Source organism: Streptomyces sp. NPDC017448 (assembly GCF_044330565.1).
GTDB lineage: Bacteria > Actinomycetota > Actinomycetes > Streptomycetales > Streptomycetaceae > Streptomyces.
The window spans coordinates 1-20,777 of sequence record NZ_JBIRLM010000022.1 but is presented as its reverse complement, the minus strand read 5'-3'; the positions used below and the strand labels follow the sequence as shown (position 1 = coordinate 20,777).

The 20,777-nt window shown below is 75.8% G+C and carries 7 protein-coding genes; 6 read left to right on the top strand and 1 reads right to left on the bottom strand.

Translation table 11 applies throughout. The annotated features are described in order from the left end of the window. Nucleotides 1–44: 44 nt before the first annotated feature. From ACH4K1_RS27780 to ACH4K1_RS27760, 5 genes are all read left to right on the top strand, one after another. On the top strand, nt 45–1,118 hold the full coding sequence (locus tag ACH4K1_RS27780) for a sensor histidine kinase (protein WP_398092314.1): 1,074 nt from the start codon (nt 45–47) through the stop codon (nt 1,116–1,118). A 37-nt stretch (nt 1,119–1,155) separates the two neighbouring features. Then, the gene (locus ACH4K1_RS27775) at nt 1,156–1,485 is read left to right on the top strand and encodes an antibiotic biosynthesis monooxygenase (protein ID WP_228994413.1); all 330 of its coding nucleotides are present in this window, start codon (nt 1,156–1,158) and stop codon (nt 1,483–1,485) included. Nucleotides 1,486–1,905: 420 nt separating this feature from the next. After that, nucleotides 1,906–14,517: an amino acid adenylation domain-containing protein gene (locus tag ACH4K1_RS27770; RefSeq protein WP_398092313.1), complete on the top strand. Its 12,612-nt coding sequence runs from the start codon at nt 1,906–1,908 to the stop codon at nt 14,515–14,517. Nucleotides 14,518–14,791: 274 nt separating this feature from the next. Continuing rightward, a complete protein-coding gene (locus ACH4K1_RS27765; protein WP_398092312.1) occupies nt 14,792–15,679 on the top strand; it encodes an SIS domain-containing protein in 888 nt (295 codons plus the stop codon). A 57-nt stretch (nt 15,680–15,736) separates the two neighbouring features. Further along, nucleotides 15,737–16,606, top strand: a complete 870-nt coding sequence (locus ACH4K1_RS27760) for a ketose-bisphosphate aldolase (RefSeq protein ID WP_398092311.1) — start codon at nt 15,737–15,739, stop codon at nt 16,604–16,606. Between the two features lie 100 nt (nt 16,607–16,706). Here ACH4K1_RS27760 and ACH4K1_RS27755 read toward each other — a convergent pair whose 3' ends face one another. Next, entirely contained in the window at nt 16,707–17,840 is a 1,134-nt protein-coding gene (locus tag ACH4K1_RS27755; RefSeq protein WP_398092310.1) for a substrate-binding domain-containing protein, read from the bottom strand. 398 nt (nt 17,841–18,238) lie between these two features. Between ACH4K1_RS27755 and ACH4K1_RS27750 the strand changes: the two genes are divergently transcribed. Further along, complete coding sequence (locus tag ACH4K1_RS27750) at nt 18,239–20,650, top strand: polysaccharide lyase 8 family protein (protein WP_398092309.1); 2,412 nt, start codon at nt 18,239–18,241, stop codon at nt 20,648–20,650. The last annotated feature ends 127 nt before the right edge of the window (nt 20,651–20,777 follow it).

Sequence of the window (20,777 nt, the reverse complement as noted above, 5' to 3'; positions counted from 1 at the left end):
GGGTCGGGGCCGGGCCGGAGGGAAGCCCGCCCAGGCGGCCCGGGTTGAGCGTCCGCCTCAGGCTCACCCTCAGCTATGCCGGGTTCCTCATGGTCGCGGGCGTCCTGCTGCTCGCGGCGGTGTGGGTGTACCTCCTGGCGTACGTACCCGACGACTGGAACCAGCGCATGCTGTACCAGAACCCCAACCGTCAGCTCCTCGCGTACACCTTCGCCCCGGCGGCGGGCACCGTGCTGGCGGTGCTTCTCGTCCTCGGTCTCGTGGGAGGGTGGTTCCTGGCCGGCCGGATGCTCGCCCCCCTGACCCGGATCACGGCGGCCACCCGGACCGCCGCGCACGGCTCGCTCTCCCACCGGATCCGGCTGCCGGGCCGCAGGGACGAGTTCCGCGAACTCGCCGACGCCTTCGACACGATGCTGGCCAGGCTCGAAGCCCACGTCGCCGAGGAGAAGAGGTTCGCCGCCAACGCCTCCCACGAGCTGCGTACGCCGCTCGCGGTCTCCAGGACGCTCCTGGAAGTGGCCCGCGCCGACCCGGACCGGGCCGCCGGTGACATCATCGACCGCCTCCACACCGTCAACAACCGGGCGATCGATCTCACCGAGGCGCTGCTCCTGCTCAGCCGCGCCGGCCGGCGCTCCTTCGCCCGGGAGCGCGTCGACCTGTCGCTGCTGGCGGAGGAGGCCGCCGAGACCCTCCTCCCCCTCGCGGAGGAACGCGGCGTCACCGTCGAGGTGCGCGGCGCCATCGCCCCCACCAGCGGATCGCCGGCCCTCCTGCTGCAGCTGACCACCAACCTCGTGCACAACGCGATCGTCCACAACCTGCCGGGAGGGGGCACCGTCCGGGTCACCACGAGCGTCCGCCCCGGGGCCGTGGAGCTGGCGGTCGAGAACACCGGGGGGCCGCTCTCCCCCGAGCTGGTATCGACGCTCACCGAACCGTTCCGGCGCGGCGCCGAGCGGCTGCGGACCCACGACGCGGGCGTCGGCCTCGGGCTGGCCATCGTCGAGACCATCGCCCGCGCGCACGACGGTACGCTCGCCCTCGCCCCGCGCCCGCACGGAGGGCTCCGCGCCGCGGTGGGACTTCCCGCCGCCCCGCCCACCGACGGGTGAGCCACGGCGCCGGAGTGCCGTACGGCAGGATGGGGCCATGAGCGTAGTCAAGATCAATGTGCTGACCGTCCCCCCGGAACAACGCGAGACGCTGGAGAAGCGCTTCGCCTCCCGCGCGCACGCCGTGGAGAGCTCCGACGGCTTCGAATGGTTCGAACTGCTCCGGCCCGTGGAGGGCACGGACGACTACCTCGTCTACACGCGCTGGCGCGACGAGGAGTCCTTCCAGGCGTGGATGGAGGGCCCGATGAAGGCGGCCCACCGGGGCGGCGACGCCCCGGACGGCGAGCGCCCCAAGCCGGCGGCCGGAGGATCGACCCTGTGGTCCTTCGAGGTCGTGCAGCAGGCCGCCCCGACCGGAGCGTAGCCCCGCCACGCGTACGCACCGCTTCCGTCCTGTCCGGTGCGGCCGGGCAGGACGGGAGCGGTGACCGGCCGCTCCTCGGCCGGACCCCCGGCGGGCCCCCGGCCGGCCGCGTTCGCGCGGCACGGTACGGCGGATGACGCCCTGGCCCGCCGCCGCTCGGCCGAACCCGGCGCGGACGGCGGCCGCCACGCTCGGCTCCCCCTACGCGCCGACGCCGCGCAGGGCGGTCGACCGCCCCGCTCGGCGCCCGCCTCCACGGCGGCCGCGGGAGGGGCCGGGAGACGCCCGCCCGGGCGCGGGTCCTGCGCCGGGTCACCCTCGGGGCGCATGCCGTCTCCTCCCGGTGGTTGATTCCGTTCGCCCCGTCCGTTTTTAAGATCATTCTCTGAACAACGGATCGATCGACCGGTGGAGCACCCCATGACCCTGCTGGATGTACTGCTGGACGCGGTGCGTGAGGCCCCCGGGCAGACCGTCGTGCATGTGCGCGGCGACGGGAGCGAGCTGACGGTCACCCTGCGCGAACTCCTGGAGGAGGCCGTGCGGGTGGCCGGCGGCTTCCGGGAGGCGGGGGTGGCGCCGGGGACCTGTGTGCCGTTGCTCGCCGACCGCGGTGAGGACTTCCAGCCCATGTTCTGGGGCGCGGTGGCGGCCGGCCTCGTTCCGGTCCCGCTGGCTCCGGACGCCCGCCGGGCCCTGCCGGTCTGGGAGCACCTGGGCCGGCCGCCCGTCGTCGTGGACGCCGCGACCGCGTCGCTGGCCGATGCGTTCCCCGCCGGTGCCGAGGTCCTGGCCCTCGACGCCCTGCGGGAGGGGCCGGTGTGGCGGGAGCCGGTCGCCGCCGGGCCCGAGGACGTCGCGTTCGTGCAGTTCTCCTCGGGCAGCACCGGCCTCCCCAAGGGGGTGGAGGTGACGCACGGCGCGGTGCTGGCCAATCTGCGGCAGATACGTGACGCCTCGGCGCTGTGCGCGGACGACGTGGTGGTCAGCTGGATGCCGTACTTCCACGACATGGGGCTCATCGGCACGCATCTCGCCCCGCTGGCCGCGCGCGCCCGGCAGGTCAGGCTCGGTCCGCTGTCGTTCGCCAAGCGGCCCGGCCTGTGGTTCGAGGTGGCGGCCAGGCACCGGGCCACCGTGCTGTCCGCGGCCAACTTCGCCCTGGCGCTGGCCGTACGCCGGGTTCCCGACGAGGCCCTGGCCCGGCTGGACCTCTCGGCCGTACGGCTGCTCCTGGTCGGGGCGGAGCCGATCGCGCCCGCGGTGTGGCGTGCCTTCGCGCTCAAGACCCGGCCGGCCGGGCTGTCCCCGGCGGCGGCCCAGCCCGTGTACGGCCTGGCGGAGGCGACCTTGGCGGTGTCCTTCCCGCCGCCGGGCGAAGTGGCCGAGCCGCTGGTCCTGGACCGGGCCTCGTTGAGCCGCGGTCTGGCGGTCGACGCCGAACCGGGCGAAGCCGCCGTGGAGTTGATGGACGTCGGCCGTCCGGTGGCCGACTGCTCGGTACGTGTCGTCGACGACGCGGGGGCCGTCCTCGGGGACCGGCGGGTCGGGCACATCATGGTGCGCGGCCCCCAACTGGCCCGCGGTTACCACGGACTTCCGGCCGTGAGCGCGGAGGTGTTCGCCGACGGGTGGCTGCGCACCGGTGACCTCGGGTTCCTGCGGAACGGGCGGCTGTGCGTCACGGGCCGCCACAAGGACGTGCTGTTCCTCAACGGCCGCACCTTCCACGCCCCGGACCTGGAAGAGGTGGTGGCGGCGACGCCCGGGCTGCCGTCCGGAGCCCCGGCGGCGGTCGGGTCGACCGACCCGGTCAGCGGCGCGGAGCGCGTCGTGGTGTTCGTCCCCTGGGCGCGGCCTCCGCACGGGGCGGCGGAGGTGCTCGGACGTGTGGCGGCACGGGTGGGCGAGGCGCTGCTCCACGACGACGTACGGGTGCTGGCCCTGCCGCCCGGGGCGTTTCCCCGTACGACGAGCGGCAAACTGCAGCGGCGGCGGTTGCGGGAGCGTTTCGAGGCGGGCGAGTTGGCCGTGTACCAGCGGGGCGTGCGCGGGCAGGTGACGGGCGCGGACGTCACGGGCGACGGCGGTCCGCCCGTCGCGGCGGGTGGCGGCGCAGGCGCGTCGGTCGGGGCGGACGGCGGTTCCGGCGCGCCGGTCGGGGTGGACGGGGGTGGTTCCTCGGTCGCGGCGGCACCCCGCGCGGCGGTGCCGCGGGGTCGTGCCGAGACCGTCGAGACGGTCCGGGGCGTCTGGGGCCGGGTACTGGGACGGCCCGCCGCGTCGATCGGGTCGCACCAGCCGTTCGGAAGCCTCGGGGGCACGTCGCTCAAGGCGATGGAGGTACTGGTGGCGCTGGAGGACGCGTTCGGTGTGACGCTGCCTCCGGCGGTCATCCGCGACCACGGCACGGTCGCTGCGCTCGCGGACCACCTGGCCAGGATCGCGCCCGGGACGGCTGCCGCCGCTCCTCCCTCCCGCGCCCCGGGCACAGGAGGGAGCGTCGCCCCGTCGGCCGGGGAAGCGGCCGGGTCAGCCGGGACGGCCGGGGCTCGCGCCACCGCGTCCCGTTCCCGCCCCGCCACCGCTCCGGGTCCCGCCCCCGCCTCCCCCCAGGGCTCCGGGGCCGTCGGCTCCGCCGCCGTCATCGGCCTCGCGTGCCGCTTTCCCGGGGCCGACACCCCCGAGGCGTTCTGGGAGCTGCTCGTCGAAGGGCGCGACGCCGTCGCCCCCGTACCGCACGGGCGTTGGGGCGAGGACCCCCGCGACCGCCACGGCGACCGGACGCGGTGGGCGGCGCTCCTGAAGGATCCGGCCGCCTTCGACGCCGGGTACTTCGGCATCGGAGCGGAGGAGGCGCGGGCGCTCGATCCGCAGGCGCGGCTCTTCCTGGAACTCGCGCACGAGGCCCTGGAACGCGCCGGCTACGCGGGTCCGCGGCGGCGCGGTCGCCGGATCGGCGTGTTCGCGGCGGTCGGCGACAGCGGCTACCGGGAGGTTCTGGACCGGGCGGCGGCGGACGGCCCTCCCCTGCCCACCGCGCTCACCGGGAACCTTCCATCCCTCATCGCCGCCCGGGTCTCCCAGTGCCTCGATCTCGACGGGCCCGCGCTCGCCGTGGACACGGCCTGCTCGTCGGGGCTGGTGGCGCTGCATCTGGCCCGGCGCAGCCTGTTGGACGGCGAGTGCGACCTCGCCGTCGTCGGCGGGGTCAACCTCCACCTGACCTCGTCCGCGCACCGGCTGCTCGAAGAGGCCCGGGCCCTCTCCCCCACCGGGCGCAGCCGCGCCTTCAGCACCGACGCCGACGGCTTCGTACCCGGGGAGGGGGGCGCGGCGCTCGTCCTGACGCGCCTGGACGCGGCGCGGCTCGCCGACGACCCGGTGCTCGCGGTGGTCCGGGGCACCGCCGTCAACAACGACGGCCGGTCGATGAGCCTGATGGCCCCCAACCCCTTGCGCCAGCGCGAGGTCATCACCCGGGCGTACGAGGCGGCGGGCGTGGACCCCGCCGCGGTGACCTACGTCGAGGCCCACGGGACCGGCACGGCGGTGGGAGACCCGATCGAACTGCGTTCGCTGGCCCACGCCTTCCCCGTACGGCCCGACGGCGAACCCCGGCTGCTCGGTTCGGTGAAGACGAACATCGGGCATCTGCTGAACGCGGCCGCGCTGCCCTCCCTGGTGAAGGTCGTGCTGGCCCTGGGCCACCGCAGACTGCCGCCGTCGCTCCACCACGCCACCCCCTCGGCGGACCTCGCCCCCGCCGGCTTCTCGGTGGTGACCGAGGTCCGGGAGTGGACGTCGGCCACACCTCTGGTCGCGGGGGTCAACGCGTTCGGTTTCGGCGGGACCAACGCCCACGCCGTCCTCGAACAGGCTCCGCCCGTCCCGCTCGTGGCCGCCCCGGCCCCGCCGCCGGGGGAAGCCGTAGGGGAGGGGCCTCACCTGCTGACCCTCTCGGCCCGGAGCGCGGGCGCGCTGCGGGACGCGGTGGCCCGGCTCGCCGAGCACCTGGAGGACCGTCCGCACGTGTGCGAGGGCGATGTCTGCCTGACCGCGAGCACCGCCCGGGACGAGGGGCCCCACCGGCTCGCGATCGTCGCGGACGGTGATCTGCGGGAGCGGCTCGCCGCCGTCGCCGCGGCCTCCGCCGGAACGGGCGGGGCGCGCGGGCGCCTCGGGAGCGTCGTCCGGGCCCGGCCGCGGGTGGCGTTCCTCTTCCCGGGGCAGGGCGCGCAGTCCCCCGGCCGGGACCGGGCGCTGTACCGGACGGCCCCGGTCTTCCGGGAGACGTTCGACGAGGCGTCCGCACTCGTAGGCCCCGTCTGCGGCCGGACCCTGCTGGACTGGGGCCTGGACCCGGGTGTGGACCCGGCGGCGCAGGCGGCGACGGAGGTGGCGCAGCCGCTTCTGGTCGCTTCCGGGGTGGCGCTGGCCCGCCAGTTGCGCGCCTGGGGCGTGGAGCCGGACGCGGTCGCCGGCCACAGCGTCGGGGAGATCACCGCCGCGTGTGCCGGCGGCCTGCTGACGCTGCCCGACGCCCTGCGGTTCGCGGTCGAACGCGGCCGTCTCATGGGCGGGTTCACCGAGCCGGGAGCCATGCTCTCCGTGCTCGGAGGGGACGAAGCCGTCGCCGCCGCGGTGGCCGGGTCCGCCGGGGCGCTCACGGTGGCCGCGTACAACGGTCCTGGCCTCCAGGTCCTCTCCGGGAGCGTGTCCGCCGTGGAACGCGCGGCGCTCGACCTCGATGCCCAGGGCGTCCCGACGCGCCGTCTGCGCGTCTCCCGGGCCTTCCACTCCCCCCTGATGCGTCCGATCGCCGACATGCTCGCCGACGCGGCGCGGGCGCTCTCCCCGCAGGCCCCGTCCGTCCCGCTGATGAGCACCGTCACGGCCCAGTGGCAGCCGGTCCTCGGCCCGGAGCACCTGCGCGACCACGCCGAACGCCCGGTGCTGTTCGGGGCGGCCGTGGAGCGTCTGGCCGGAGAGGGGTACGACACCTTCGTCGAGGTCGGACACGGCGCGACGCTGTCGGGTGCGGTCCGCGCGGCGACGAAGGCGTACGCGGGCGGCGCGGACCGGGAGGCGGTCACGGTGCTGTGCGCCCTGCCGGCCCCTCCCGCCGGCCGGGCGGAAGGCGCGGGCGGGCCCCTCGACGGGCGCGGCGGGAGCAAGGACCTTCTGGGCACTGTGGGGCGGCTGTGGTCGCTCGGCGTTCCGCTGGACCGGAGCGCGCTCGACGCGGGGCACCGCCGGATTCCGCTGCCCACCTACCCCTTCCAGCCCAGCCGGTACTGGGCCGATCCGCCTGCCGGCCCCCTGCTGCACCGGGTCGTGTGGGAGGAGGACGCCCTGCCCGCAGCGGCGGCGGAGGCCGTGCGGTCGGTTCTGCTGACCGGGCCCGACGCCGCCTCCGTCGACCGGCTCGCCTCCCGGCTCCGTGCCGAAGGCGTCCGGCGGCACGCACCGGGCGACGGGCCGCCGGACGCCGTGGTCCTGGTGGCCGGGCCCGCCCCCGGCCAGGACACCGCCGACGCCCTCGGCCGGGCCCAGGAGGCCGTGACGGCCGCCTTCGACGAGGCCCTGGCCCGGTTCGACGAGAGCGGCGCGGACCGGCTGCTGGTGCTGACCGAGGACGTGCACGCCACCGGGGCCGTACGGGAACGGCCGCGCCCCGCCCACGCCGTCCTGGGGGGCCTCCTGATGGCTCTGCCGCAGGAGACCGCGGGCGCGGTCGCCACCGCCGTCGACCTCTGCTCGGCGGACACCCCGTCGCAGCGCCTGACCGCCGTCCTCGCCGAGCTCGGGGCGGACCGCGTCCCAGGAGGGGCCGTGAACGTCGCCTGGCGGGGCGGACGCAGGTTCACCCGCCGCTGCGTACCGTCGGCGAACGGCGCCGCGGCGCGGTGGCCGCTGCCGCCCGACGGCGTCTTCCTCATCACCGGGGGCGGCGGCGGAATCGGCGCCGCGCTCGCCCGGGACCTCGCGGGCCTGGGCCGCCCGACCCTCGTCCTCGCCGGGCGTTCCCCCCGGCCTCCCGCGGGGTTGGTCGAGGAGCTCCGTGCGCTGGGCGCGACCGTCCACTACCGTGCGGCCGACGTCTCGGTGGAGCGGGACGTGGACGCGCTCGTCGCGGAACTGCCCCGCCTCGACGCCCTCTTCCACGCGGCAGGCGTGGTGCGGCCGGGAACCCTGCGGAACCGGCGCGTCGAGGAGACGAGGGACGCCCTCGCAGCGAAGACGCGCGGCGCCCTGCTGCTCTCGCTCGCCCTGCGCCGGTACGGGCTCGACCCGGCGGTCCGCGTCGCGTTCTCCTCCGTCAGCGCCGTGCTGCCCGGTCTGGCGGGCGCGCTGGGCGACTACGCGGGGGCCAACGCCTTCCTCGACGCGTTCGCCGCCTCGGAACGGCACGCGGGCCGGCACTGGCTCTCCGTGAACCTCGCGGCGGTGGCCGGGACGGGCATGGCGGCGGGCTTCGGCCCCGGAGCGGGCTCCCCCGGCGTGCGCAGCGGCGGAAGCCGGCCCCTGGACCTCCCTCCCGCGCTGGCCGCGCTCCGTACGGCCTGCGGCGTCGACGCGGCACAGCTCCTGCTCGCCGACCTGTCGCCGCGACCGGCGCCCGCCGCGGGGGCGGACCTCCCGGGCGCGCCCCCCGCGAGCGACCCGGCCGCCTCGCACCCGGCCCCCGCGGCCGATCCGCGTCCGCGGGGGACGGCGAGGAGGGAGGCCCGGCCGCCCGCCTCCACTCCCACCGCCGCGTCGATCCGTCGGCTGCTGGCCTCGGCACTGGGGCTGCCCGACGCGGCGATCCCCGACGACGAGCCGTTCCTCGCCCTCGGACTCGACTCGCTCGCCGCCGTCGACCTCGTACGGCAGCTCGAACGGGAACGGGGCACGGCCCTGCCCGCCACGCTCTTCTTCGAGTACCGGACCGTCGCCGAACTGGCCGCGTACCTCGACACCGCCCCCGCCCTCCCCCCTGCGTCCGTCTCCTCCCCCGCCCCGGTCCCGGTGCCCGAGGGCCACTCCTTCCCGCTCACCCCCGTCCAACTGGCCCTGCACACCGGCAGCCGCCTCCACCCGGACGTTCCGGCCCACGGTTATGTCCGGCAGACCGTCCGGGGCCCCCTGGACACCGCCGTCCTGGGCCGCGCGCTCGCCGCGCTCGCCGACCGGCACACCATGCTGCGGATCCGTGTCGACAGCGGTGAAACCGCCGGGGGCGGGCCGACGCAGTACGTCGCGCCGCCCGCGGCGCTCGGCGACTGGTACGAGGTCCGCGACCTTCCCGACCGTGTCGAGGAGCTGGAAGCGGAGTTGCGCAACCGGCCGTTCGACCTCTCCGCCGAGCCGCCCGTGCGCGCTCTCCTCGCCCGCGAGAGCGCGGAGCTGTCCCACCTGGTGCTGGTGGTCCACCACGCGGCCGGGGACGGCTACAGCCTCAACCTCCTGGCCGGGGAGCTGTGGACGCTCTACACCGCGCTCGTCCACGGCGAGGAACCGCGTCTGCCCGCGCTCGACACCGACTTCGCGGGGTACGCGGCCGCTGCCGCCGCCGAGCGGTCCTCCCCCGGCGGCTCCACGGCTCTCGACGCAGACCGGCGGTACTGGACCCGGCGGCTGGCCTCCCGGGGCGAGCCGCTGCGCCTGCCGTACGACGGCGACCCCTCCGCCCTCCCCGCGGCGCCCATGACCGCCCGTCAGAGCGCCCTCGACGCCGGGCTGACCGCCGCGTTGGAGGAGCGGGCCGCCGCTCGCGGGGTGAGCCTGTTCCACCTGCTCCTCGCCGTGCACGTGCGCTGCCTGGCCGGGTGGAGCGGTCAGCGGGACATCGCGGTGAACGTCGCCCGTGCCCGGCGGGACCACCGCGGGACGGGCCTGGACCGTCTCGTGGGGCCGCTCGCCGACTCCCTCCCCCTGCTGTGCTCGACCGAACCGGAGGAGCCGGTGGAGGCGCTGGCCGAACGGCTGGCGGCCGTCTGGCTGGAGAGCGAGCGGCACGCGAGCCCCACCGGGCTGGACCTGGCCCGCCTGCTGCCGCCCGACCCGGCCGGGGCCGGGCCCCGCACGGTGTCCCCCGCCGGCTTCAGCTTCTCGCGCTTCCCCGTCGCTCTCGACGAGCGGTGCCCGGTGAGGGTGCGGCCGACCGCCGCGGGCACCGCCACCGCCGCGACGCGCCTGAGCCTGCTGTGCTGGCAGGACGAGTCCGTCCTGCGCTTCTCGTGGAACTTCCCCGCCCGGCTCTTCGACGCGGCGACGGTGGACCGGCTGGACCGCGGCTTCCGCGAGGCGTTGGCCGCTCTGGTCCGTCCCGGCGCCCCGTCCCTTTCCGCGGCGCGGCCGGAGCCCGGCGCGTCCGAACGGCCGCCGTCCACCGCCGGGGGCGAGAGGCCGGGTTCCCCGGCGCCGGCCCCCGCGGCGGCCCGCTCCCCCCGCCCGGACGCCGGGACCGCCACGCTCGTACGGCGGTTGGTCGAACGGTTCCGGGCCACGCCGGACGCGGTCGCCGTCGACACCGGCGACGCCACCTTGACCTACGCCGGGCTCGACCGCGCCTCCCACTCCCTCGCGGCCGCCCTGCTGGCCCGCGGGGTGACCCCGGGGAGCCTGGTCGGCCTGCTGACCGAACCCGGCGCCGACACCGTCGTGGCGGTCGTCGCGGCGCTGCGCGCGGGGGCGGGCTGGGTGCCGTTGGACGCCGGCCACCCGCCCGCCCGCCTGGTGGACCAGCTCACGCGGTCGGGGGCCCGTACGGTCCTGTGCCACGCCGCCACCCGGGCGGTGGGCGCGTCTCTCGGCGACGTGGCCCTCGTCTCCGTCGACGACGCGACCCGCCCGCCCCGGGGCACGGCGGATGGAGCAGACGGCCTCGCCCCGGCGGGTTCGGCTCCGGCGCCCGCTCCGCCGGCCGGGGGAGGCCCCGTACCCGATCGCCCGGTCGACGCCGACGGCATCGCCTACGTGATCTTCACGTCGGGGTCCACCGGGCGGCCCAAGGCCGTGCCCATCACCCACCGGTCGATGGAGAACTACCTCGACTGGGCGATCGGCGCCTTCGGTTACGACGAGCACGACCGGCTCGCCCAGACCGCGTCGCCCTGCTTCGACGCCTCCGTCCGCCAGCTCCTCGCCCCGCTGCTCGTCGGCGCCACCGTGGTCACCGTGGCCTGGGAGCTGTTGCGCGATCCCGACCGGCTGCTGACGCACGTCGAGCGCGGCCGGGTCACCGTCTGGAGCTCCGTCCCCACCCTCTGGGAACAGCTCCTGGGCGCGGCCGAGGAGCGGGTGCGGCGCGGCGCTCCCCGACCGGACCTGTCCGCCCTGCGGTGGGTCCACGTCGGCGGCGAGGCGCTCTCCCCGGCCCACGTCCGCCGCTGGTTCGACTTCTTCGGCGACGGCGTCCGGATCGCCAACCTGTACGGTCCGACCGAGGCGACCGTCAACACGAGCTGCCACATCATCCGCGCCCGGCCCGGCGAGGAGGTGCGGCGGCTCCCGATCGGCCGCCCCGTCCTGGGTGCGCGGGTGATGGTCGTCGGGCCCGACGGGGAGCGCCGCAGGCCCGGCGAAGCCGGCGAGCTCCTCATCTCCGGCGTCGGCCTGACGCCGGGATACCTCGGCGAACCGGCCCTGACCGAGGCGGCGTTCACGGTTCGGGACGGTCGCCGCTGGTACCGCAGCGGCGACCGGGTGCGGTGCGGTGAGGACGGCGTCCTGGAGTTCCTCGGGAGGCTGGACGACCAGGTGAAGATCCGCGGCAACCGGGTCGAGCCGGGTGAGATCGAGGCGGTGCTCCAGACCCATCCGGAGGTCGCCCACGCCGTCGTCCTCGTCCAGGAGGGACGGCTGATCGCCTTCGTGACCCCCGGCCCCGGACCCGGGCCCGCTCTCGCGGACGCCGCGGCGCTCCGGAGCCATCTCGCGACGTCGCTGCCGCCGTACATGCTGCCGTCGCGGATCACCCGGGTCGGCAGGATGCCGCTGACGGGCACCGGCAAGATCGACCGCCGCGCGCTCCTGGACCTGCGGGAAGCGCCCGCTCCGGCCGGGGCGGCCACGGAAGCCGGGACGGGCGCGGGGGCGGCCGACGCCCGTACGGAACCGCGCACCGCGCCCCGTACGCCGACCGAGGTCCGGCTGGCCGCCGTCTGGTGCGCGGTGCTCCGGACCGACGACGTGTGCCGCGAGGACGACTTCTTCGTCCTGGGCGGCGACTCCCTGCTCGTCCTGGAGGTGTTCGCCCGGCTGGAGAAGCAGGGCGGGCCGCTCCCCCGGCCGACCGTCGTCTACCGTCACCGGACCCTCGCAAGCCTCGCCTCCGCCCTGGACGCGGAAGCGGCCGTGGGCGGCGCGCCGGACGCCGCTGGCCGGCGGCGCGAGGCGGTGGGCGAGGCGCCCGACCGCTCCGCGGCCCACCGCCCGGCCGCGGGCCCCCCGCCCTTCCCGCTCACCCCGACCCAGCGCGGCTTCCTGCTGGCCGAGGCCATCGCCCCGGGCGCGACCTCGTCCTGGCTCACCCGGCTGCGGCTGCACGGCCGCCTCGACGCCGCCCGCTTCCAGAGGGCGGTGGACACGCTCGTCGTACGTCATCCGATGCTGCGTACCGTCTTCCCCTCAGGAGCGCGTCCGGCCGTCCAGCAGGAGCTCGCGCCCGCGCTGCGGCTGCCGGTCGACTTCGAGGTCCTCACCGAACCGGATCAGGTGGAGGAGCGGATCGCCGCCGAGCGGGCCCGCCGCTTCGAACCCTGGGCCTGGCCCCTGCTGCGCCTGCGGGTACTCACCGTCGCGGCAGACGAACACGTCCTGGTGGTGCACGCCCACCACATCATCGGAGACGGCTACAGCGCCGCACTCCTGATACGCGAGCTGACCGCCGTGTACGACGCCCTGGTCGACGGCGACGAGCCGGACCCGGCCCCTCTGCGCAGCACCTTCCACGACCACGCCGAGCGCCTCGCCCGGCGGACGGGCGCCGACGCGGCCGGGTTCCCGGGCGAGCGCTCCCCGGAAGACGAAAGCCGGTGGGCGCGGCTCAGTGCGCCCTACGCGCCGCCGGTCCTCTCCGCCGGTACGACAGGGTCCGCCGGTACGACAGGGACCGCCGGTACGGTTCGGCTCCCCCGCACCCCACCGCTCTTCCACACCCACGGCTTCACGCTCGACGCCGACCGGGTGGGGGCGCTGCGCGGGCTGGCCGCCGCGCACAGCGGGTCGAGCCTCTACCTCCCCGTGCTCACCGCCTACTACCGGGCCCTCGCCTCGGTGGTCGGCCGGGCGGATCTCGTGCTCGGCCTCGCGGTGAGCGGCCGGGACCACGGCCTGCCCGACGCGCACCGGGTGTTCGGGCCGTACGCCACGGCCGTCCCCCTGCGCCCGGCGGGCCCGGCGTCCGGGCGGCCCGACGACGTGGGCTTCGACGACGACCTGCGGCGCGTCGCCGCCGAGGCGGCCGAGGCGCGCACGTACGAGGGGACCGTGCCGTCGCTGCCCAACGGGCTGCCGCTGACCTCGCAGTTCTTCTTCACCTATCTGGACTTCTCCGCCCTCGGTCCCCGGAGCGGCCGGACGCTGAGGGTCAGCCGGGAGGACGGTGACAGCGCTTTCACACCGCCCCCGGCCGGTACGGACGTGTTCCTGGCGGCCGCGCCGGAAGACGGGCGGCTGCGGATCACCGTGCGGGGGTCGGCGACCGCGTTCACCCCGCAGGCGCTGACCGCGTTCGCGGAGGCGGTACGCGACGGTCTGGAGGCGGCGGCCTCGACCGGGTCCGCCGCCGGTCCGGGCGGCCCGGAGCATCCGCGGCACTCGGGCCGGGGCCGGCAGGAGGTGTGCCCGGACCGGGGCGGCGTACGCCGGCGGGAGGTGTTCCGGGACCGGCCGGACGAGGGCTCGGACCAGCGGATGGACGCCGCGCTCATCGGCTATCCGCCGTCCCCCGCCGACCTCGCCCGGATGGCGGGTCTGCCCGAAGCCGCCCTGCCGCGCGAGGAGGTGCGGGCTCTGCTGTTTCCGGCCGGGCGGCCCCGGCTCCTGGAGACAGTCAGCACTCCGCTGGGCCGGTCGGGCTTCGTGTGCGTGCCGGTCTTCGCGGACGAACTGGCCCCCGGCGCCCCCCTGCTCGGGCACATCGTGCGGGGCGTGGAACTCGCCGCGTCGCACGGTGCGCGCGCCGTCTCCCTGGCGGGCATGATCCCCTCCCTCACCGGCTACGGCTTCGACGTCCTGCGGGAACTGGGCCCCACCGGGGCCGCCCCCGCTCTCACCACCGGGCACGCGGCGACCGTCGTGTCCGTCGTCCGGACCGTGCACGCCGTGCTCGACGCGACCGGGCGGCGGCTGGACGCGCTCACCGTCGCGTTCGTGGGGCTGGGATCGATCGGCTCCTCCTCACTGGAGTTGCTGCTCAGCCGCGCCCCGCGGCCGCCGGCCCGTCTTCTGCTCTGCGATGCGCCGGGCAGCGGACCGCGTCTGAAGGAGTTGGCCGACAGCCTGCTGGAGCGACGCCTCGTCGAGGACGTGGAGGTGGCCGAGGCGGGCCACGGGCTGCGCGACGCGGTGTACGGAGCCGGTCTGATCGTCGCGGCGGTCGGCGGGGGCGGCGCCCTCCTGGACGTCGGCCGTCTGGCGCCGGGCACGGCGGTGGTCGACGACTCGTTCCCGCACTGCTTCGACACGGCGCGGGCCTTCGACCGGATGGACCGGGTGAAGGACGTCCTGATCGTCGGGGGCGGGCTGCTGAGGGCGGGGCCCGTACGACGCCGGGCGGCAGCGGATCTGCCGCCCGCGGCGGCGGCCGGATACCTGGCCCGGCCGATGGTGCCGGACACCATCGCATCGTGTCGGCTCGAGTCCCTTCTCCACGCCTCGGGGGCCGCCGTGCCGCTCGTCCGGGGGCTGGTCGACCCGGCCACCGGCCTGGCCTACTGGGAGGCGGCGGAGGCGGCGGGGGTCCGGGCCGCGCCCCTGCACCTCCTGACCCGAACCATCGACGTGGACGGGCTCGACCGGGCGGTCACGGGTCGGGACTGAGTCTGTCGTCCTTGGGTGCGCGGGCTGTCGGCGTACCCCAGCGGACCGCCGGCTCGGTGCTGCCGCTGTGAGCGGAAGCGTTCGCCAGGGCCGGTTACGCGCATGACCGCGCCCTGCTGCCGACGGCGTTCCCGGAGGAGGACGCCACCGGGGCAGGGGATGTCGGCGCTCGGGCCTCCGCGACGGGAGAGCGCCCCCTTCCTGCTTGATATTGCTTGAAATGCGCGCCTAAAATGCAGCTTCGAGCATCGATGGCACCGGGCAGGGAGAACAGATGACGCATGTGGCTCAGGAGCTGGCCAGCCAGCCCGACTGCTGGCAGGTGGCCGCCGGCATGGCGGACGGACTCGCCCACCGGCTGCCGGCGGCCGGTGAGCGCATCGCCGTGGTGGGGTGCGGGACCTCGTACTTCATGGCCCAGGCGTACGCGGCCCTCCGGGAAGGCAGCGGCCAGGGCGAGACCGACGCGTTCGCCGCCTCGGAGTTCCCGGTCGGCCGGCCGTACGACCGGGTCGTGGCGCTGAGCCGCTCCGGCACCACGACGGAGGTGCTGGGACTCCTCGCGCGGATCGCCGGCACGACCCGCCGCACGGTGGTCATCGGCGACCCGGACACCCCGATGGCCGCCATGGCCGACGACACGGTCGTGCTCGAGTTCGCCGACGAGAAGTCCGTCGTGCAGACCCGCTTCGCGACCTCGGCGCTGACCCTGCTCCGCGCCCACCTGGGTCTGCACACCGACGCGGTCGTCGAGGACGCCCAGGTGGCGCTCGCCGAGCCGCTGCCCGCCGGTCTGGTGGAGTGCAGCCAGTTCACCTTCCTCGGGCAGGGCTGGAGTGTGGGGCTCGCCAACGAGGCGGCGCTGAAGATGCGCGAGGCGGCGCTGGCCTGGACCGAGGCGTATCCGGCGATGGAGTACCGGCACGGTCCGATCAGCATCTCCACCCGCTCCACCGCGACGTGGATGCTCGGCGAGGCCCCCTCCGGGCTGATGGACGAGGTCCACGCGACCGGGGCGCGTTGGGTGGCCGGCGGTCTCGACCCGCTGGCGGAGCTGGTACGGGTGCAGCGTCTGGCGCTGGCCGTCGCCGAGGCCCGCGGTCTCGACCCGGACCGGCCGCGCCACCTCACCCGCTCGGTCATCCTCAGCACCCCGGCCTGACGGCCCGGACGTCCCTCCCCCGCCCACCGGCACCCCGTCCCCCACCCCGGAGTCACCATGCCCATCGCCGCCACCGGCGACCTGATCGCCGAGGCCGACGCGCAGCAGTGCGCGGTCGCCGCGTTCAACGTCATCACCCTGGAACACGCGGAAGCCATCGCCGAGGGCGCGGAGGCCGCGGGCTCGCCGGTGATCCTCCAGATCAGCGAGAACGCGGTCGCCTACCACCGGGGCAGACCGCGTCCGCTCGCACGCGCCGCCGCGGAGGTGGCGGCCCAGGCCGCCGTCCCCGTCTCGCTGCACCTCGACCACGTGCAGTCGACCGCGTTGCTGCACCGGGCGGCGGACTGCGGCTTCAGTTCGGCGATGTTCGACGCCGCCCGGCTGCCGTACGCCGAGAATCTGGCGGCCACCCGTGCCGCCGCCGTCTGGGCGCACGAGCGGGGGCTGTGGCTGGAGGCCGAACTCGGACAGGTCGGCGGGAAGAACGGCGAACCGGCGCTGGACGCCCATGCCCCCGGCGCTCGTACGGACCCCGAGGAGGCGCGGTCGTTCGTCGCGGCCACCGGGGTCGACGCGCTGGCCGTGGCGGTCGGCACCTCGCACGCCATGACCTCGCGGGACGCCGTCATCGACCACGCCCTGCTGGGCAGGGTGCGGGAGGCCGTGCCGGTTCCGCTGGTGCTGCACGGTTCGTCCGGGGCCTCCGACGAGGAGCTGTCCCGGGCCGTGGCGGGCGGGATCCGCAAGGTGAACATCGGCACCGCGCTCAACATCGCGATGACCGGCGCGATACGGGAGCGGCTGGCCCGGGACGACCGGAGCGTGGACCCCCGCCGGTATCTGGCGGACGGGCGGGACGCGATGGCGGCCACGGTCGCCCGGATGATCTCGCTGCTGCCCGCGGGGCGTGCGCACGCCGTCTGACGCCACGAAGACGCCGGGAACCGGCGGGGTGGATGCCCGCCGGCCCCGGTGTCCTTCTCGGGCACGGCTCTCTTCGCGCCGAACCTCTCCGGCCGGACGGTCAGGAGGCGGCTTCCGCCCCGCAGGAGACCCGGACCCGCAGCGCGGGCAGGATGTCCAGGTGCCGGCGGGCGGCACGGCTCCCGCCCTCGGCCTCCGCCCCGGCGCCGCCCGCGCCGGGCTCCGCCACCCCGAGGCGGGACAGCAGGAGCCGGGCGGCGGCGGCCCCCACGGCGTGTTTGTCGGGGGCCACGGCGGTGAGCGGCAGGTCGGCGAGGCCGGCGACCTCGTCGTCGTACGCGATCACCGCCAGGTCCTCGGGCACCCGGACGCCCCGGGCCTGGAGGCGCGGGATGAGGACGATCGCGTCCGCGTCGCTGTGCACGATCGCGGCGGTCACGTCGCCGCTCGCCACGCCCTCGCAGAGGTACTCCAGCGTCCGCTCGAACCGATCGGCCTCCGACCGCGGCGGGATGCCGTCCAGCGGGGACGCCGTCACCGGGGTGAGCCCCAGGGCCTGGACCGCGGCCCGGTAGCCGGCCCGCAGCCGGGGCGCGGTCGGGCTGTCCTGCACGGCGAGCGCGATCGCGCGGTGGCCGAGCCCGGCCAGGTGCGCGACGGCTTCGGCGGCGCCGTGCGCGTGGTCCGAGCGCACCCGGTCCAGGCGCGCCGCCGGATGCCCCAGGGGCGCCGAGCGCTCCACCAGGACGACCGGGGTCTCCTGCTCCGCCGTCCACAGCCCCTCGCCCGGCTCCGGGCAGCCGCGCTCCCAACTCGGGGTGAGCAGGAGCCCGTCGGCGCCGGTGGACAGCAGTCGGCGGGTCTGGGCGGCGTCCTCGCCGGGGAGGTAGCGGGAGAGCCCGATCGTCAGCCGGGCGCCGGCGGCCTCGACGGCCTCCCGGGCGCCGTGCACGACGTCCGCGTAGTAGTACTCGGTGGTGGGCACCACCATGCCCACCACCAGCCCCGCGGCGGGAAGTGCGGCGGGGCGGGCGGGCCGCGGCCGTCCGGAGGGCCACACCACCGCACCGTGCAGCCGTTCCACCAGCCCCTGGGCGGCCAGCGCCTCGACGTCCCGGCGCAGGGTGACGGCGGACATCCCGAGCTCCTCGGCGAGTTCGACGACGCGGAGGCTGCCGCGTTCGCGGACGAGTTCGAGCACCCGCTCGTGGCGCCGGTCGACGTGCAGTCGCATGGACCCCCCTGGAATCGGATACGGCTGGGCTGCGGCCCGACGGTCCTCCGGAGACGGACGGCGCCGCCCCGGCCGGCCGTGCGGATTCCCGGCCGGACGGGTCTCGGCCGGGAGCCGCCCGGACGCTCCCACCCTATCGATCACCTTCGCTCGAAACGATCCGACCGCCGTTCGCTCCTGTGCGAGCCCGCGCACGCCGATTCGGAGGCAGCGCACTCTTTCACCCCTCGGGAAACGATCGATACGATCAATTCGGTCGGAGTCGTTGAGCGAGTCGTCCGGCGACTGCTAGAAAGTGCCCGCCCGCTCAGAACAGTCGGACCCCGGGATCAGTTCGGCGCCCCCCGCGCGCCGGGATCCCCGCCGGAGACACGCCACCCCGACCCGGAGCTCTCCCCATGACTTCTGCCTGGTCCCGCCGCACCTTCCTGGCCACCTCCGCGGCGCTCACCGCCACCGCCGCCCTGACGCCACCCGCGTCCGCCGCTTCGCCCTCCGCCTCCCCCACTGCCGACCCGTACGCCGCGCTCCGCACGACCTGGAGCGCGCTGATCCTCGGCGAGGGCTTCAGCCCGACCGCCGAACCCTTCAAGAGCCGGCTGGCCGAACTCGGCGCCAAGGCCCGAGGTCTGCTGGAGACCATGGCCCCCGTGGACGGCTCGCTCTGGCCCGACGCCGTGTTCGCGGACCCGGACCCGGACACGGACGCCGAGAGCTACGTCCTGTCGGGACGGATGGCCGACAGTTTCGTCCGGCTCACCACCATGGCCCAGGCATACCGCCGACAGGGCACCGGCCTCACCGGGAACACCGGACTGCGCGATGCCGTACTCACCGGCCTGGAGCACCTCAACTCCCAGGTCTACAACGACGGGCAGAGCCGGTACGGCAACTGGTACAGCTGGCAGATCGGCGCACCGCAGGCCCTCCTGGACGTGTGCGTGCTGATGCACGACGCCATCGCCCCGGAACGGCTCGCGCGCTACTGCGCCGCCGTCGACCACTTCGTACCGGACTCCGCCGTCTCCTCGTACACCGGGACCAGCACCGGGGCGAACCGGGTGGACCTGTGCCGGGTGCTGGCCCTGCGCGGAGTCGTCGGAGGGACGGCGGCGAAGATCGCGCTGGCCCGCGACGCGCTGTCCCCCGTCTTCCCCCTGGTGACGCGGGGAGACGGGCTCTACGCCGACGGTTCGTTCATCCAGCACACCACCGTGCCCTACACCGGCAGTTACGGATCGGTGATGCTCGGCGGGCTCGGCATGCTGTTCGCGCTGCTGAAGGGCACCGCCTGGGAAGTCACCGATCCCCAGCGGCAGGTGGTCTTCGACGCCGTGGAGAACGCCTGGGCCCCCTTCCTCTTCAACGGCCTCGTCATGGACGGCGTGGCGGGACGCGCCATCAGCCGCGGTGAGAGCGACGACCACCGGCGCGGCCACCCGGTACTCGCCTCCATCGTGCTCCTGGGCCAGGGCGCGTCGGCCGCCGAGAACACCCGGTGGCGGTCGTTGGTCAAGGGCTGGGCACAGCGGGACTACTACAGCCCGCCGCTGGACAACCCCTCCCTGGGGCTGACCGCGCTGGCCCGCATCAAGAACGTCCTGGACGACGCCTCCCTCACCCCGGCCCCCGAGCCGGACGGCCACCGCCTCTTCCCCGACATGGCACGGTCCACGCACCGCCGTCCGGGCTGGGCGGCGTCGCTGAGCATGGCCGACCGGCGGATCACCTACTACGAGACCGGCAACGGCGAGAACCTGCGCGGCTGGCACACCGGTTCGGGGATGCTCTACTGGTGGGGCGACACCTTCGCCAACGGCCAGTACAGCGACGCCTTCTGGCCGACCGTCGACCCCTGTCGGCTGCCCGGTACCACCGCCTCGCGCAAGGTGCTCGCCAACGGCGCGGGCGGTGACTGGGGCGCCTCCCTCCCCGATGTGAACTGGGTCGGCGGGGTCACCGACAAGAAACGCGCCGCCGTCGGCCAGTACCTGAAGGGCCTGTCCAGCACGCTGACGGCGAAGAAGTCGTGGTTCTTCCTCGACGACACCGTGGTGTGCCTGGGGGCGGGTATCCGGAGCCGGGACGGCGCGCTCGTGGAGACCACCGTCGACAACCGCAACCTCGGGCCGGCCGGCAACGCCCCCTTCACCGTCGACGGCTCGGCCAAACCCCTCACGGTCCCCTGGTCGGCGACGCTCACCGGCGCATCCTGGGCGCATCTGGCCGGGCACGGCGGCTACGTCTTCCCCGGCGGGGCCGCGGTGAAGGCGCTCCGGGAGAACCGGACGGGCCGCTGGCGCGACATCAACACGGGAGGTTCCACGGACCCGGTCTCCCGGAAGTACCTCACCCTCTGGTTCGACCACGGCGAGGACCCGTCGGACGCCGCGTACGCGTACCAGCTCCTGCCCGGCGCGTCCGAGCAGCGGACGGCGGCGCGGGCGGCGGACGCCGGGTGGTTGCGGGTGCTCGCCAACACGGACGGCCGGCAGGGGGTGGCGGTGCCCTCGCTCGGCCTGACGGCGGTCAACTTCTGGTTCGGCGGCAGCGTCGGACCGCTGGTGGCGGACGCGCCGTGCTCGGTGATGGTCACCGAGCACACCGACGGGACGGCGACCGTGTGCGTGAGCGACCCGATGCGGATGAGGACGAGTCTGACCCTGACCTGGAACCGGGCCGTCGCCTCGGTGGTGTCGAAGCCCGCGACGGTGACGTCGGTGACCACGGGGGCCTCGCTGCGCCTCGTCTTCGGCGATCTGTCCGGAACGCGCGGGGCGACCCAGACGATCAGGGTGCGGCTGTCCTGACCTCTGCTGATCCGGCCGTGGGGGGGGGGGGGGGGGGGGCGGGCCCCCCCCCCCCCCGCGCGCGCCCGGCCCCCCCCCCCCCGGGCGCCCAAGGGACAGCAAACACGGGAGCAGCGCCCCCCGGCGC

Coding starts and splice junctions, on each gene's coding strand:
- ACH4K1_RS27775 (WP_228994413.1), top strand. CDS start 1,156: ATGAGCGTAGTCAAGATCAATGTGCTGACCGTCCCCCCGGAACAACGC.
- ACH4K1_RS27770 (WP_398092313.1), top strand. CDS start 1,906: ATGACCCTGCTGGATGTACTGCTGGACGCGGTGCGTGAGGCCCCCGGG.
- ACH4K1_RS27765 (WP_398092312.1), top strand. CDS start 14,792: ATGACGCATGTGGCTCAGGAGCTGGCCAGCCAGCCCGACTGCTGGCAG.
- ACH4K1_RS27760 (WP_398092311.1), top strand. CDS start 15,737: ATGCCCATCGCCGCCACCGGCGACCTGATCGCCGAGGCCGACGCGCAG.
- ACH4K1_RS27755 (WP_398092310.1), bottom strand. CDS start 17,840: ATGCGACTGCACGTCGACCGGCGCCACGAGCGGGTGCTCGAACTCGTC.
- ACH4K1_RS27750 (WP_398092309.1), top strand. CDS start 18,239: ATGACTTCTGCCTGGTCCCGCCGCACCTTCCTGGCCACCTCCGCGGCG.